This is a genomic window from Bradyrhizobium sp. RT6a, from assembly GCF_040547675.1.
Lineage (GTDB): Bacteria > Pseudomonadota > Alphaproteobacteria > Rhizobiales > Xanthobacteraceae > Bradyrhizobium.
In genome coordinates this window covers 1-14,319 of the sequence record NZ_JBEPQC010000005.1, presented here as the reverse complement: position 1 = coordinate 14,319, position 14,319 = coordinate 1, and the positions used below count along the sequence as shown (strand labels likewise).

General features: G+C 57.3%; 15 protein-coding genes and 1 pseudogene. 7 read left to right on the top strand and 9 right to left on the bottom strand.

Translation table 11 applies throughout. The features are described from left to right. Window positions 1–386: 386 nt before the first annotated feature. From ABIC03_RS25525 to ABIC03_RS25510, 4 genes are all read right to left on the bottom strand, one after another. Window positions 387–1,040: a hypothetical protein gene (locus ABIC03_RS25525; protein ID WP_354062068.1), complete on the bottom strand. Its 654-nt coding sequence runs from the start codon at window positions 1,038–1,040 to the stop codon at window positions 387–389. Then, the gene (locus ABIC03_RS25520; protein WP_354062066.1) at window positions 1,037–1,654 is read right to left on the bottom strand and encodes a c-type cytochrome; all 618 of its coding nucleotides are present in this window, start codon (window positions 1,652–1,654) and stop codon (window positions 1,037–1,039) included. The genes ABIC03_RS25525 and ABIC03_RS25520 overlap by 4 nt, the downstream gene beginning before the upstream one ends. A gap of 50 nt (window positions 1,655–1,704) precedes the next feature. Continuing rightward, window positions 1,705–3,492, bottom strand: a complete 1,788-nt coding sequence (locus ABIC03_RS25515) for a PQQ-dependent dehydrogenase, methanol/ethanol family (RefSeq protein WP_354062064.1) — start codon at window positions 3,490–3,492, stop codon at window positions 1,705–1,707. 90 nt (window positions 3,493–3,582) lie between these two features. Continuing rightward, window positions 3,583–3,963: a hypothetical protein gene (locus ABIC03_RS25510; protein WP_354062062.1), complete on the bottom strand. Its 381-nt coding sequence runs from the start codon at window positions 3,961–3,963 to the stop codon at window positions 3,583–3,585. 991 nt (window positions 3,964–4,954) lie between these two features. Between ABIC03_RS25510 and ABIC03_RS25505 the strand changes: the two genes are divergently transcribed. Together ABIC03_RS25505 and ABIC03_RS25500 are read left to right on the top strand one after the other, a co-directional pair. Next, window positions 4,955–5,143 (top strand): helix-turn-helix domain-containing protein, encoded by a 189-nt coding sequence (locus ABIC03_RS25505; protein WP_283018814.1) that lies wholly within the window; start codon window positions 4,955–4,957, stop codon window positions 5,141–5,143. Window positions 5,144–6,274: 1,131 nt separating this feature from the next. After that, a pseudogene (locus ABIC03_RS25500) lies at window positions 6,275–6,652 on the top strand (IS66 family transposase); the annotation flags it as partial. Window positions 6,653–6,702: 50 nt separating this feature from the next. Here ABIC03_RS25500 and ABIC03_RS25495 read toward each other — a convergent pair. From ABIC03_RS25495 to ABIC03_RS25485, 3 genes are read right to left on the bottom strand one after another with little or no spacing between them, the layout of a single operon-like run. Further along, entirely contained in the window at window positions 6,703–7,626 is a 924-nt protein-coding gene (locus ABIC03_RS25495) for an NAD(P)-dependent oxidoreductase (RefSeq protein WP_283018053.1), read from the bottom strand. Further along, window positions 7,623–8,306, bottom strand: a complete 684-nt coding sequence (locus ABIC03_RS25490) for an HAD family hydrolase (protein ID WP_346283412.1) — start codon at window positions 8,304–8,306, stop codon at window positions 7,623–7,625. The genes ABIC03_RS25495 and ABIC03_RS25490 overlap by 4 nt, the downstream gene beginning before the upstream one ends. Next, window positions 8,306–9,907 (bottom strand): amidophosphoribosyltransferase, encoded by a 1,602-nt coding sequence (locus ABIC03_RS25485; RefSeq protein WP_354062060.1) that lies wholly within the window; start codon window positions 9,905–9,907, stop codon window positions 8,306–8,308. The genes ABIC03_RS25490 and ABIC03_RS25485 overlap by 1 nt, the downstream gene beginning before the upstream one ends. 1,159 nt (window positions 9,908–11,066) lie before the next feature. Between ABIC03_RS25485 and ABIC03_RS25480 the strand changes: the two genes are divergently transcribed. Together ABIC03_RS25480 and ABIC03_RS25475 are read left to right on the top strand one after the other, a co-directional pair. Then, a complete protein-coding gene (locus ABIC03_RS25480) occupies window positions 11,067–11,306 on the top strand; it encodes a hypothetical protein (RefSeq protein ID WP_354062058.1) in 240 nt (79 codons plus the stop codon). Further along, entirely contained in the window at window positions 11,299–12,192 is an 894-nt protein-coding gene (locus ABIC03_RS25475) for a hypothetical protein (RefSeq protein ID WP_354062056.1), read from the top strand. Before ABIC03_RS25480 ends, ABIC03_RS25475 begins: the two co-directional genes overlap by 8 nt. 64 nt (window positions 12,193–12,256) lie before the next feature. Here ABIC03_RS25475 and ABIC03_RS25470 read toward each other — a convergent pair whose 3' ends face one another. Next, window positions 12,257–12,739: an IS3 family transposase gene (locus ABIC03_RS25470; RefSeq protein WP_354062629.1), complete on the bottom strand. Its 483-nt coding sequence runs from the start codon at window positions 12,737–12,739 to the stop codon at window positions 12,257–12,259. Beyond that, a complete protein-coding gene (locus ABIC03_RS25465; RefSeq protein WP_354062054.1) occupies window positions 12,628–12,909 on the bottom strand; it encodes an IS3 family transposase in 282 nt (93 codons plus the stop codon). Before ABIC03_RS25465 ends, ABIC03_RS25470 begins: the two co-directional genes overlap by 112 nt. A gap of 239 nt (window positions 12,910–13,148) precedes the next feature. On the opposite strand from ABIC03_RS25465, the gene tnpA reads away from it, so the two are divergent. The 3 genes from tnpA to ABIC03_RS25450 form a co-directional block, all read left to right on the top strand. Continuing rightward, window positions 13,149–13,583, top strand: coding sequence for an IS66-like element accessory protein TnpA (gene tnpA / locus ABIC03_RS25460; protein ID WP_354062052.1), 435 nt, complete (start codon window positions 13,149–13,151; stop codon window positions 13,581–13,583). Continuing rightward, complete coding sequence (gene tnpB / locus ABIC03_RS25455; RefSeq protein WP_007606730.1) at window positions 13,580–13,936, top strand: IS66 family insertion sequence element accessory protein TnpB; 357 nt, start codon at window positions 13,580–13,582, stop codon at window positions 13,934–13,936. The genes tnpA and tnpB overlap by 4 nt, the downstream gene beginning before the upstream one ends. Window positions 13,937–14,005: 69 nt before the next feature. After that, on the top strand, window positions 14,006–14,319 hold a 314-nt coding region (locus ABIC03_RS25450), incomplete at its 3' end, for an IS66 family transposase (RefSeq protein WP_354062050.1).

Sequence of the window (14,319 nt, the reverse complement as noted above, 5' to 3'; positions counted from 1 at the left end):
CCGGCTTCGGGCAATCCAAAGCTGGGCCACAGCTCACGCCTGGCGGGTGTCACTGTTCTGAGCCAACTGATCTCAAGCATGCTTCTAAGGGCAAAACAGCTGTCGCAGTGCTCGATCTCGGTTCTGTTTTTTGAGGCCGGAGTGATTCTCCCCAGAAGGGCCATTCGAAAGTTCCTCAGTTGATCGTGCCGCCGGTCCTCAGGGCGCGCCTGGGGACCGGCGGTGAATCGCCACCCAATCCTGCTCTACCACGACGAGAGGGCGCGGAGCGGTGATCACGCTTCGGACGTCAATGATTCTCCACCTTCATGGACAGCGGCTGTTGTGGTCGCCGACCCGAAGAGCGCTAGATCAAAGTAGCCCGGTCGTTCGCAACCAATGTCCGGTCAGCGATCTGTCGTCTGTTCAATGACGAGGTGCGTCGCATTGACAAAGTCCGAAAGAGGCTGGCTGGCGCGCCGATAGAGTTCCCGATCCAAAATCAAGTGACGCCGCTCTGAGCGCTTCTCGCAGTGCTCCTTGATAATTAGACCGCCCACCGGATTTTCTCCGTCATAGGACTCCGCCTCTCGGCACATCCACCCCGCCTCGCCGTACCGAGCTCTCACAGAAAGTGCCAAAAGATACGCCTTCTTACGCCAGAAGAGACGTGCGTTCGGATCCGTGTCGATCCGAATACCTTGCAACGCGCCGCTGCTGTCTACTAGCCCTGTCAGCAGCACGGGATGGCCGCCGAGCTTCGTACCTTGATATTTATCGCTCAGCGCCGCCAGCGGATTGACTTCGTCGTTGAAACGAAACGAGATACCACGCAAACCCATTTCATCAGCGGGACACGTCCGAAATTCGCTCCAGCCCGCTAGCTTGGCGCCCTCCTTCTCGGCGCATGCGAGATTGATGTACTCCTCGGACGGGATGCTAGCGACTGACATCCCAAGATTCAGGTCGCGTAAGTCGATCGCTTCGCCTGCGTTCGCATCGCCGCAAGCGACCAAGAGAAGCAACAGCGATAACGCCCAGACCCATCGTCGATGTTTCATCGCTTCTCTGCCGTTCCGGTTGCTTGCAAATGGCCCGAGCTGTTCTTATAGACTTCACAGGCTCTCGAGCCGTCTCCGAAGAAGTCAATGCAGTCTTGATAGCTTGTCGCTCCCTTACCTTTGATGTGCTCTAGAACATAATCAACGACCCCCTCAATTTCCTTCGGCCGGAGAAATGTAGCCGCATCCGGAGGCAGGTCCTCGCCCAAATCGTGAGCCGTGACGCCCGAATAGCATCGGTAGTCCTTGTACGCGTCGCGATCAAAATGCGGCATTCCCGATCCCGGCCGCCCGCAATGGACAATCTCGACGATTTGATCGCGAGTGAGCTGCGTTGCTCGCAACGAAAGCGCTGCGCCTCCATAGCCGCCGCCCCCATCGCCATGCCATTTGTGGCAGCCTACGCAATTTGCCTTTTCGTAGATGCGCTGCCCTTCATCCTGCGTGCGGTGTGCGCCTTTAATAACCTGCCCCGGTACGGGCGCGCCACCTTCGCCCCAAGCAAAGTCTCCTGTCGCGAGAAGGGCCAAGCCACCACCCACGATCAAGCAGATCACGCTAACGCGAATCGCGCAGTTTGCCCGTTTGTTCGGGCGCACGATCTTGAATTCCATTCTTCCCTCTTAAATTACGAAGTGGGGCGAGCACGCTTCGGCGCTGCGGATCACAGCTTGAAAACGTACAGCATGGAGCCCGGGGGGACCTTCTCAAGGCCTTTTGTGGAATCGAGGTTCCACTTGTCCCAGGCGCCGCCCAGTCCGACGAGAATCGCAATATATTGGCTTCCGTCGACCGAGAACGTCATGGGGGGAGCGTTGACGCCGCCACCCGTATTGAATTCCCATACCTTGTTCAGAGTCTTGGCATCGAGAGCGTAGAGCTCTCCGGATGGGTGGCCAGCGAACACCAATTCGGGCGTTGCAAGTAGCCCGCCCAGCATTGGATACCTGGTCTCATATTTGCCCGTGACCTTACCTGTGGTCGCGTCAATGGCGGTTACGCTTCCTGTTATCGACATCTTCACGACTGGACCGCCCCCTGTGAAGAATTCACGAGCCTTCCAATCGCCAGGTTTGGTCTCCTTGTTATCCAATTCGTCACAGCTCTCGATGACCGGGATGTACCAGGTCTTCAAGTCTGGATTGTACGCAGTAGGCGGCCAGTTTTTGCCACCGTTATGTCCGGGACAAACGGTGACATGCGTGTTCTTCCGGTTCAGCGTCGCCTGAGGATCATAGGTCTGTACCGCTTTGCTGGGATCGTACTCAATCGGTTTTCCGGTCTCGGGGTTGATGCCCTTGGTCCAGGTCACCTTCTTCACGAACGGGGTTGCCCAAAGGAAAGAGCCGTCGGTGCGGTCGAGCGCGTAACCGAAGCCGTTGCGATCGGCTTCAAGTACCACCTTGCGCGCGTTTCCCTTGAACGGGAGGTCGACGAGAACTCTCTCCGCAACACTATCATAGTCGAACGGATCGTTTGGTGTGTGCTGAAAGTGCCATTTAACCTTCCCGGTGTCCGGATCCAGCGCAAGAGTACTGTCAGTGTAGAGATTGTCGCCCTGACGGTACTCAGTATCAAAATCCGGCCCAGGATTTCCGACGCCCCAGTAGATCAAGTGAGCTTGGGGATCGTACGACCCGGTCACCCAGGTAGATCCCCCACCGGTTTTCCACGAATCGTGATCATCCTTCCACGTCTCGTTACCTGGCTCGCCCTTGTCCGGAATCGTATAGGTTCGCCAAACTTCCTTTTGAGACTTCAAGTCAGTGGCAGCAATCCAGCCGCGGATGCCGTACTCGGCACCCGCTACTCCCGTAATAGCCATGTTCTTGACGATCAACGGCGCGCCAGTGATCACTTCGCCCTTGTCGGGATCGGCTACATTGCGCTCCCAAGCGACTTTGCCGTCCTCCTTATTGGTCGCAACCAATCGCCCATCGAGGGTATGAGAGATTACAAAATTGCCCCATAACGCAGCGCCTCGATTGTTAACCCCGCAACAAGCAATTGCGCCCGCCCAGTCGTGATCGGTCTTCGGATCCATTTTCCAGATCAGGTTTCCGTTCCCGCCGTGGAGATCGATTTTGTAGACAGATCCCCACCCGTCGGTGACATACATGAATCCATTCTCGACAATCGGAGTCCCCTCGAGACCGCCGTGGCTCCAAATACCGCCACCCTCGATACCGCCCAGAGCCATTGTCCAGGCCACGTGCAGCCCCTTGACCGTGTTGCGATTGATCTGGTTGAGCGGAGAGTAACGCTGTGCCGTGTAGTCGCGGTGGTGATGCAACCAGTTGCTCGTTTCCTGCGTCGCATTGAGAAGCCGCTTTTCCGACGTTTCATCGGAAGCGACCGCCGCACTCCCGAGGAGGCCTGCCATTATGCCAATCCCCACGACCGTGCTGACGGTACCCAAAACTCCAGCTTTTGTCCTGCTTACGTTGGACATCCCTTTCACTCCTTTAGTGGTAAATTGTTTTGTTGATTGTGTTCGCGCTCGATCGCAGTCCGAGGCGATCGACGATTGATATCTGGTCGTCTAGACTCGGATCTGATTGCCTCCAAGAAGCGAACTTATGCGTTGGCCCGTCGCGGCGAAGATCGCGTTGCGGAGCGCCGGCAGAAAAGGCGGTCCCGGCTCGCCGACACCGCCCGCGGGCACGTCAGAACCATTCGAAACGATGTAAGCACGCACGTTTATCGGTGCGTTGTCGATGCGGGCCACTGGATAGTTATCAAAATTACCCTGCTCGTCGCGGCCCTTCGCGAACGAAATCTCGCCGATGAAATTGTTGAGCCCCATGACCGCCGCCCCCTCAATCTGGGACCGAATCCGCTCGGGGTTGACAGCAAAGCCGCTGTGGATCGCGGTCTCCACGCGCGGGATGATCAGCTTTCCTTGGCTAACCTCAATACTCATATCGGACGTCCTCCAGCGCACCAGCCTTCCGGTCTACGAACCAAGCGATAGACGATTGGGGCAGCGATACGCCCGGGCAGACGCACAACACCACCCGAGCTCCGAGACACGCAGTCTCTTAGCTGTCCATAGAATTAATCGAGTTCAATAAGGAGCGTGGCTCACCGCTTGGGCATTGATTCACCCCGCACGCAATTCCGTGCCTGTCGTCCTCCTCCCATTTTTGTCTTCAATTCTTCCGAAGATCAGAATTGTCAGCTCAGTGATACCGAAGCCGTTGCCTGCAATCCCGTTCCGCGTTGATCAAAATCCATCAACTACTGGAGGCAGGCATTTGAAGGGCTGACGATCAGACACATTCCGTGCGAGGCGAATGTCGGCACCGCAACCGTCGAGCGGTTTCTCAACAAGCTCGGTGAGGAGTGAGCGTTTGGACAAGGCCACCAGGGCCGCAAAAAACTAAAAATACGTCGACCGGCGATTCGAGCCTCGCCGCGGGCATCATTCAGATTGAGATTTTTCTGTTTCAGCCAGATTTCTAGGGTCTTATGCGGAATTGTGTGCGCGCCACAGCCTGAACGAGGTGGAGTTGCCACGTTGTGGTCCTAACGCAAAAATCTTCAAAATCGTAATACAACCTTATAGCCCTGTTTTGCGGGTGGACGAGATGGTCATGGGATACGATGATTCTACTAAATCGCTCGGGATAGACCGAAATGTGAATGTCGAGTTCGCTCAACTCCAATACGCCATTGCCGCAGATCGAACTTGCGGCGGCCGAGTGATGCAGCGCGCGGTTCGCGGCCGCGCTCAGCAACTCAACGATGATATCCACGTCACAACCTGAGAAGCGACCACGCGACCGCAACATTAAGAAGGACTGAGCATTGCCGAAAAATGGCGTGTCCCCTTCAAGCTTTGGTCATCGACAACTCGCCATAGGGCTTCGATCGTGTCAGTGGAATTTCGCGATTTACGTTGGGCGGTCGCCATGTCCCGGAATCAAAGACTTCGCCAAGCAGCAGAGACTTTCAGAGTAAAGCAGTCGACGCCCAGTCGCTGCCTGCGAAATCTCGAACAGACGCTTGGAAGTACGCTGTTCGAGCAGACAAACGGGGGCACGCGACCGACGATCCAGGGTCAGGGATTCTTCGATGCCGCCCCTGCGCATCGCGGATGATACGAAAGCATTGGCGGCTCGCCTCAAGACCGACTGAGCGAGGGACCATCTGATCTCTGGCCTTCTCAGTTTCGGCTATTGACATCACTTTCGTGGCAGAACCCAGTCCAAGGTGCGAGCGATAGGTCATCTATTGATCTGGCGCGAACGTGTCATTGTTGCTCTTCCCGAGAACCATCCGTTGACTGCCCACAATGTAGTTCATTGGGTCGAACTGAGGCATCGAAACGATTTTGTTGTCACAGAATGACGCCCAACCGGAATTTCATATGCTGCTCATCAGCAAAATGGGAACTACCGATCCATGCCCTGTGCCTCGTCTTGATGTGGCGCTTGACCGACTCCTCACCTCGGTGGGCGCCGGCTGGGGTGTGGCGCTGCCTATCCGGGATTCACCTTTCGCGAGGTGCATGATGACGAGAGGCCAACTCGGCTGAGCTTCCGCGCCTATTGCGTCCGTTTCTCGACCGGCTTCGTGGTATCCGGGCTGGCTCAGGTGCCGGCTGAGCAGCATTTCGTCGCCGTCGGAAGGGCGCGGTCGGTTGTCATGAAACGCTCGATTATCGGGACAATCATTTTGCCGATTCGGCCGCTGTCGTCGCGCCTCCGCTACGCGTCAAACTCTCAGCGAAAGCTTTTGAGATCTCGGACCGCCGCCGGCAGCTCGGTCGTGAGCAAGCGGTCCAAGCTTGAGCTTTGTTATGGCGGTCCTCCCTTTGCGGATCGCAAACGCCGTTCGAGGTTGCCTCCGAGACACCAGCATGCAAACGGTCCTGCGCTGTCACATGGCGGCCTCCGAGGCGATCGGCGGCGTTCCCAACCGCGCGCCCACAGTGCATGGTCAACGAAGCCTTTGCGGCGGAGACGCCTCACCTCGGGGCCACCGATCGCCGCCGCGACGAGCCGATCATGATCGTTCGTACCGGTGGCATCGTCGCGACCCGATCACTCCCACCCGGCGGTCTTCCAGCGCATGGCGCATCAGACAGAGCGCAATGAGTTCCTGGAGATTGTCCCCTTAGTGCTCACCGCATCGCAAGACCCTGGTCGATCTAAAGATGCCCGGAGCACTGAAGTGCGCTAGCTCGAGCGTGGCGAAACCGCGCTCGAGGTGATCGTTAGCCAGAAGACCTGACCGATCAGAGGCTCCAGATAGCCAAACGAAAGCAACAGGTCTACAGCCCGCGTTCGGAACGTTCGGCGCGGCTGATCGAACGTTGGCCGTCTGCACTCCTAGAGTTGGGCGCCGATGCCACGCAACACGAGCTGGCGTCAGAAGTGACTCTGGCCAAGTTTGCCACAGTGCGGCAGTGCGTCCGCAATCGCGCTTGAGGGTCAGAATTCCCGAGCATCTGCCCAGTGAGCGCTTGGTGATCGAGCCACCGGCTACTGCGCGTGTGCTGCGGCCGCAATCGCCTGCGCAAGCGAGGCTAGGATGTGACGCGGTACCGCCGCTTATGGAAGGTGGTCGAGAGCGCGCGGGAACCGTTCTCTCGCCGTGACTGCGAGTAGACTAGCCACCCACCGGCCAAGCGGTTTGAGCCGACTCTGCAACGCTATCAGCACGCCGAAATCCTCATGGGGCGGGACAGATGAGGGAGTGTGAGCTCGCCTTTGCCCGCAACAACTGAGGCATTTAATTTGTGCGCGGCGGCGGCCAACACCGGCACCGAAACTGCGCTCTCGCCTGCTAGGCGCACAGCGCACTCAATATCCTTTGCGGAGTTCGCAATTGAGATTGCCAGAACATCGGGTTTCTCGCCCAACAAAAAGGCCACGAAGCCTTGAAATATTCCGCTGTTAGTGGAGCCCCGACCAACCAGAGAGCGGAGCGTTCCGAGATCGACGTCAACACCGCACGCAAATTGGCAAACCTCCGCGGCTACCGCCGCTATCCCCATAGTCATGCTGTTGTAAACAAGCTTGAGCTTGTGACCTTGTCCGACATCTCCGACATGAAGAACCGTCTCACAAAATGCAGCAAGAACGCCTTCAGCCACAGGAAACAGCTTTTCATTCGACCCAACGATCGCGTTGAGACGGCCTAACTCTGCTTGTTCGGGACTCCGCGTTACTGGAGCATCTATAAAGCTTAGGCCGCGTTTTTGGGCTTGCTCAGCGAGTGCAACCGTCGAAGCAGGATAAGAGGTCGAGCAGTCAATTATTAATCCTCCTCGGGGCATATGGACGAACAGCCCATCTTGCCCAAGGCAGACTGCCTCAACCTCGCGGCTGGAGGGCAAGGATAACAGAACGACACTTACATGCCGCGCCAACTCAGCGATTGAAGGATGTTCACGGGCGCCCGCACCAGTCAAGCGATCCGCACCGAAGCGATTCCTGTTGGCTTTGATATGCAGCTCGATTTGCTGACGCAACAGGCTGATGCCCATACCGGTTCCCATGCGTCCAGCTCCGATAAGGCCTATTCTCTGCTTCACTGTTTCAGGAGTGACGTTGGATGATAACTCCTCGCCAATCATGATGCATTCCGAAAAAAACCGTGGCTTCGTAAGATTGGCAAGAGCTCATGATGGTTGCTAATGGTGTAGTCTGGATGCGCTGCCCGCAAGCGCGACTCCGAAACAAATCCTCCGGTAATGGATATACTTATGAGTCCGAGATTCCGTGCAATATCCGTCTCGACCGGCATATCGCCAATGATAACGGTTGACGTCGGCTTCAAGTTGTTCTTCTGCATGTATAGACGAAGCCGCTCTCCTTTGCTCATCGATTTATATTGGGTGTCGCGGCTTTCAAAGGCGAGCACATCGTCGATGTAGTCATTGATTCCAAGTCGTCTCAATTGGGAGCGCAGAGGGTCGACTATATGGTTGCTCACGATGATGGACGAAGCCCCTTCTATGCGCGCCAACTCCAAGACTCTGCGGGCGCCCTCGCGCAGATCGGCTCTATTCGCAAGACGCTCGTAGGCGTCGTGAAAGATTGCACTCCCATCGCGATCCACTGTTGCAAGCTCGTCTTGCGACAGTCCGAGCCTGAGATAAAGACGAGATAGCGGAACGTCGCAATGTTTTCGAAACGTCTTCATGTCGATCGTTGCACGACCAAAGCGATTTAGTATGGCATTGGTCGTTTCGAGCAGTGCGTACGCATCGTCGAGCAGCGTTCCATTCCAATCGAAGACGAGAACGGGTTTCATCATGATCTGACCTCAAGCAGGGATGATTCCGAATAGCGAAGGTCGGCCACGAGGTCGAGCAAACTCCTATTCGCGCGCTCCTGCCCTGCAGGAGTTGGCATCTCGAATGTAAACGGCGACAAATCGAAGCCGTCTTGGCTGCCGGGCAACAATGATACTAGAAGTGGAAACGGCAGATACGTTATCGTGGCTGCGTTGATGGATGCGGCAATATTACTTTCGATGGTTTTGCGAACTTGCGACCCCATCTTGTGAAAGCGAAGGCTTTGCGCGCGCTGTTCGGGCGGCAATCGTTTCCATATCTGCCAGAATGCCAACTCATCTAGTGTGTCGATACCCATGCCGTAGTAATTCGGAGCCACTATAGGCGGCGAGCCGATCGCCCAATGTACGGCTTTGGCTCCAGCGGCAAGCAGCATTTTCGTGACAGCCTGACTGGTGTCGCCCCGAATGAGGGCCTCGTCGGCAATTATTATCGTAGTTTTAGCAAGGCTAGTTCCCGAAACGCAGTACTTTAGAGCAATGCGAGACTTTCGTTGGTTGGGTATACCAAGGAGAGTTCGCTGAGAAAATTGCGTTGCGACTACTTCCCGACGCTGAGCGAGCATGCCGTATTCGGCGAGAGAGGCAAACAGACCATCAGCGTACGGACCTCCAGTATGCGGCATCGAGGAAACGACTGTGAGCACCGAGCCTGATTCTCCTTGCAATCGCTTCGCGACAAGGCCGCCAAGGGCGGCTCCGATGTTGTAACGGGTTTCGAAATGTGATTGGCCTTCGATCGATGTGTTCGGATTTCCTAAGTAGAGAGATTCGTAGGCGCAGAGTTTGGCTTTGTATCGCCCGTTGCTCACGGAACGATCAACGCAGCACCCCATTTTCCTGTCCACATATTTGATGTGGCCTGGCAAGATTTGCTGTGTCTTACCCTCTAGACCGGCAAACGCACAATTTTCTGAAGCAAAAAGCAAGAACCCGTCATCTGTTTGCATAGTTTCTAATGGTCGCAAACCACATCGATTCCGGTATGCAACCAGAGTTCCCTCTCCGTCCAGGAAAAGCGCGCTAATAGCGCCGTCTATACGGTCATCAATGTCGCGAAAGACGTTCTCATAATTGGCGGGCAGACCGTGCCGCCAATAGTCTGTTTCACAAGTGCGTTCAATCCATTTCAGCAAGAGCTCGGCATCCGTGTTGCCGCCTAACCTATAGCCATGGGCAAGCAATTCCCCCCTGAGTTCACGGGCATTGACCAAAGCTCCATCCAAAGAAATTGCCAAATGGCGGGTGGTGCTCGCATTGTGGTGAATTGGCGGAAGTTCGCCGCCATCGCTGGTTCCGCAGCCTCGGCTACGAATGTGGGCGATTGCAACATGAGGTCTAAAATTTGGATCCAGTTGATCGGGCTCAATGCGCACGGAGTCGCATGATGATTGAAGCGCTCTCGCATATCGAATCCCTTCGTTGTGCATGAACGCAGCAACGCCGACACCCGCCTGCCCACGAAGTGCAAGTTTCGGAATCATGTGCTTCAGGCGATCATAAACCGTCGCCCGTGAGTTGTTTGAAGAGTATAGAAACGCAGCGGCAACACCGGACATGCTACTAGCCCTCTTATTCAAAGAACCGATGTCCCGGGTCCATCACAGCCGAATGTGTTTAACCGCCAGGGCGTGAAGACGTGGTTCCGCTTCTCAATAAGCAAGCGACGTACCAGTCCTTAGACGACACGGCTCGCTGCCAAAGCGGCGGAATTTCAGCCATTTGGTTTGCCTAGCTGATCTCGCGTCGTCCGATTCCTGACACGTTGTCTGGAGCGCGACGCGTTAGTACGAAAAGAGCCAAGCTCTGACTCTGGTCCTCGTGGTCCTATCGTCCCACCACACATTGGCGCTCAAGCCTGTGTGCGACGCGGTCCCCTCGCATGAGCGAGCATGACGATTTCGAGCCGCGCTAGGCGTTCTGACCCAGCAACCGAGCTATCGGTCACATGTCAATCGGCCCTTTAATTGCGGATTGATGTCAATTCTCTTTTGAAGCCATTCGGCAAGACGGTAGCGCTCGACCCGTCGGAGCGGGTCGGGGTTGCGGAGACGGGGCGCTCCGGGCAGACTACGCTCCGGGATACTGATTCCGAGCTGCTCCGCAAGAGGACGATCCCAACGCTCCCCAGGCCGGGCACCACGTTCTTTCCCTTGAGCTCTTCTCCTTTGTACGTCTCGCGTAGAATCTTTTTTGCCCGAGCGTCGCGCGCCGCTGCGTCACCCTCGCTGTTGGCGGCGTCGGGGTTGTTGCGCGCAATGCCTTCTCAGCGAGCCCGGCTGAACCGGCGTTGCTTGCGTCAAGTACCAGTCCCAACCGGCCTATCAAATCGCGTTCCAGTTTTCTGTAACGGTCGTTGCAGACAACGCAGGACGGAATCTGCCACTTTTCCATGTCCGCGGCAGTCGTGTCCGTATACCAAGACCGCGGAAACACGTGATCCCAATTGCGCTCCACCCCTTCTTGAAGGCAGTGAACGCAACGCCCTTTACCTGGGTTCTACGCCATAGCTCGTACTCGCCTATGAATGGCCGGCAAAGCGTGGCATAAACATTCTGATGCCGATCGGCGCCACGCCAAACCTGCGGCTCGTCCTATTTATACGACTCGTCGGCTCGACGGCGTGCGCGCTCCGCGCGACGATCTCCTGCGCTCATCTTCGTCCCGGACTTTCTAAACACGCTATACTTTGCCGAAGTGCGGCATGGTGCCCGGCTCTTGATCCACATGCCGAAGTACCAGATGCTCGCCGTCGCCGGAGCGGGTTCGAGCGCCGGTTCGGAGGGGTTGGGCCACCTCGAATCGATCGGGCCGGAAAAACTTGAATGTCTCGTCATGCCGGGGCAATTGGGTCGCATCAGCAGCGTCTCATCCCAGAACACCAATCTAGGAAATCGCGTGGTGCGCAGGAGCATCATCTCCGCCCTCAATCGCGGAAGTTCCGCCCATTTTGGATGAACACGGTCATATCGTTTCAACTGTCACTGGATACAATGGAACCGCTTCGAAGGTCATCGACGATTTGGAGTACGGTGAATTCGTCGATGAGGAGATGAACATAGTGGGCATCGCGCCTCCTGCGACCGGGAACGTGAGCACCCCGCTGTCCGCAGATTTAATCCGGCGATATATTGGGATCGGGAGCGGAAGAGTTTCTGAACAGGGCCCGCCACTCCGCCTGAACGCATTCCGAAAATGGGTCGGATCGCTTACTGACCAGATGGATGCCGGCGCTCGCTACGACGCCGTTTACGATCGCTATGCGGCGCTCTCGGCGTCCGCTGTCACCAACGGAGCGGCAAAAAATCTGCTGCTCGATATTTTCGATAACTCAGACCAATACAGGCACAAAGACACTGGCGACCTTATGAGCAGCGACGACCTTTGCGTCGATCGCACGAGCACGTCCGCGGCCTCAGACGGAAAGCTCTCGTCGTCGTTCAGAATAGCGATCAATGGTGAAACTTATTTGGTCGAGGCCATCTTCAACCCGGGCTCCCAGCGATACAAGCTCGAATCGCCCTCTCTCGACACGGCATTCGTGAGTACGGGAGCGAGAAAGCGACCGCCCTGTCGCACGTTGAATGATCTACAGTCTTTCAGCATAATCCCTGACGATATAAACGTCATTTACGTCCATGGCCGCTTCTACGCGCCAGGACTAAAGTTCGGATCACGATTTACTCGGACGGGCTTATTGTCGGTCACTGCCTCTATCCCTCCGAGACATTCAGGAACATCTCATCGGAGAAAGGAGCTTCCGTCTCAAATGATGAATACGACACCGCCAGTTTATTCGGCCTCGTCGATGGTTGGAAAAACGGGTTCGATAGCAAGAAGCTGAAGGTCTCATCTCATTGGGTGAGCCTTTACCAGCCTGTGGTGTGGGCCCCTCGGGGCGGACAGGATCAGGCTACTGGATTGACCGTCCGCCGGGCGTGTTGCTTCTCAAATTGTACAGGGCCGATGTAGCCGAGAGCTGAGTGTAACCTTTGGGTATTGTAGACGTGGTCGATGAATTGGGGAAGATTTTCGACGACGTCAGCGAGTGTCTCGAACGCCATTGGATAGATGCCCTCAACCTTCAGCGTCTTCATGAAGCTTTCGGCCTTAGCGTTGTCGTACGGATTTCCTCGCCGACCCATGGACCCTTTGATCCCGTGCTCGGCAAGGTAGTCGCGGTACACCTTGGCAGCATATTGGGAACCTCTATCAGAATGATGGACGCAGCCAAGCGGCGCGTTTCTTCCCTCAATCGCGACGGAAAGTGCAGCGAGTGTCAACAGAGCGTCGATGGAACGGCTGATGGCATAGCCCACGACGCGCCGGGACCAGGCATCCAGAATGACGGCAATATAGACGAAGCTGCCGACAACGGTGACGTAGGTGATGTCGGCGACCCAGAGCTGGTCGGGCCGTTCAGGACGATGTTTTTAGCGAGGTTTGGAAAGATCGGCTGGTCGTGATTGCTGTCTGTCGTTGTCGTGAAGCGGCGCCGCATTCTGGGCTGAAGGTCATGCTCGCGCATAAGACGGCGGACCTTCTTGTGATTGACGACCACTCCTTGATGCCTGAGGTGACCTGGACCCGTCGCCAGCCATAGTGCTCGAACTCGTCGCAGATTCCAGACATCGCCGCGACGATGGCGATGTCGTCAGCCTGACGGATCGGTTCGTCGTAAAGCGTGGAGCGGGCTATTCCCATCGTAAGCGCTGTTTCGGTCCCACCTTCCATTGAAGGCGTCGAGCGAGGAATGATCGATCTCTGATTGGAGATCGGCTTGTGTCTAAGCTTGACCATATGCTTGAGCCTAGGACCTCGGTTCGTCGGGTCGAGGTGATCACGGAGAGCGGCCGACGCCGGCAGTTCTCGGCCGACGACAAGGCGCGGTTCGTCGAGGAGACGCTGGCCCCGGGAGCCGTGGTATCGGAGGTCGCGCGGCGGCACGGATTGTCGCCGCAACAGCTGTTTACGTGGCGCCGGCAAATGCGACAGCCGGTTGCGATCCCTGTGGCTCCCGAGCCGCAGACGTTCGTGCCCGCTGTCGTTACCCCATCGTCCACGCCGCCGGAGCGCTCACCGCGGCAGCGCCGACGCCTCCGGAAGGCGCCCGAGGGCGCCGAGAACAGCGGCATCATCGAGCTCGAGATCAACGGCGTCGCGGTCCGGGTCGGCCGCGGCGCGGATGCCGCGACGGTTGCGGCCGTGATCCATGCGCTGAAGACCTGCACGTGATCGGTCCGACGGGCGCGGTGCGGGTGATGGTGGCGACCAGGCCAGTCGACTTCCGCAAGGGTGCCGAGGGGCTCGCGGCCCTGGTGCGTGAGAGCATCCAGGCCGATCCGTTCTCCGGCGCCGTGTATGTGTTCCGCGCCAAGCGCGCCGACCGGGTGAAGCTGATCTATTGGGACGGCACGGGTGTGTGCCTGTTCGCCAAGCGGCTTGAGACCGGTTCGTTCTGCTGGCCCAACGTGCAGGACGGCGTCATTCGCCTGACCGCGGCGCAGCTGTCAGCCTTGCTCGAAGGACTGGACTGGAAGCGCGTCCACGCCGCGCGCGAGACACCGTCGCCAATCCAGGCGAGTTGAACTGCGGCACAGTGAATCAGTATGCATGTCGCGCTCGCGGGATGCCGCGACGCATGGTGTAATCGCATCATGGCGACGACGGCCGACACGCTTCCGGACGATCCCGGCACGCTCAAGGCGATGCTGCTGGCCGAACGGGCGCGCGCCGCGCGGCTCGAGCAGATCATCAAGGAGTTGCAGCGTCATCGCTTCGGCCGCCGGGCCGAGACGCTGCCGGAGGACCAGTTGCTGCTCGGCCTGGAGGAGGTCGAGCAGGTCGAGGCGAGCAGTGATGCCGCGACCGATGCAGCCAATGCTGCCGAGCGATCGAGCCGAGCCGCACGGCGCCGCAGGAACAGAGGAGCGCTGCCGGCGCATCTGCCGCGGGTCGAGATGCTGATCGA

Bases quoted from the DNA above. Each gene is read 5' to 3' on its own strand.
- ABIC03_RS25510 (WP_354062062.1), bottom strand. From the start codon at position 3,963: ATGAGTATTGAGGTTAGCCAAGGAAAGCTGATCATCCCGCGCGTGGAG.
- ABIC03_RS25525 (WP_354062068.1), bottom strand. From the start codon at position 1,040: ATGAAACATCGACGATGGGTCTGGGCGTTATCGCTGTTGCTTCTCTTG.
- tnpA (WP_354062052.1), top strand. From the start codon at position 13,149: ATGCTTGAGCCTAGGACCTCGGTTCGTCGGGTCGAGGTGATCACGGAG.
- ABIC03_RS25520 (WP_354062066.1), bottom strand. From the start codon at position 1,654: ATGGAATTCAAGATCGTGCGCCCGAACAAACGGGCAAACTGCGCGATT.
- ABIC03_RS25495 (WP_283018053.1), bottom strand. From the start codon at position 7,626: ATGATTGGCGAGGAGTTATCATCCAACGTCACTCCTGAAACAGTGAAG.
- ABIC03_RS25505 (WP_283018814.1), top strand. From the start codon at position 4,955: ATGTCCCGGAATCAAAGACTTCGCCAAGCAGCAGAGACTTTCAGAGTA.
- ABIC03_RS25485 (WP_354062060.1), bottom strand. From the start codon at position 9,907: ATGTCCGGTGTTGCCGCTGCGTTTCTATACTCTTCAAACAACTCACGG.
- ABIC03_RS25515 (WP_354062064.1), bottom strand. From the start codon at position 3,492: ATGTCCAACGTAAGCAGGACAAAAGCTGGAGTTTTGGGTACCGTCAGC.
- ABIC03_RS25490 (WP_346283412.1), bottom strand. From the start codon at position 8,306: ATGAAACCCGTTCTCGTCTTCGATTGGAATGGAACGCTGCTCGACGAT.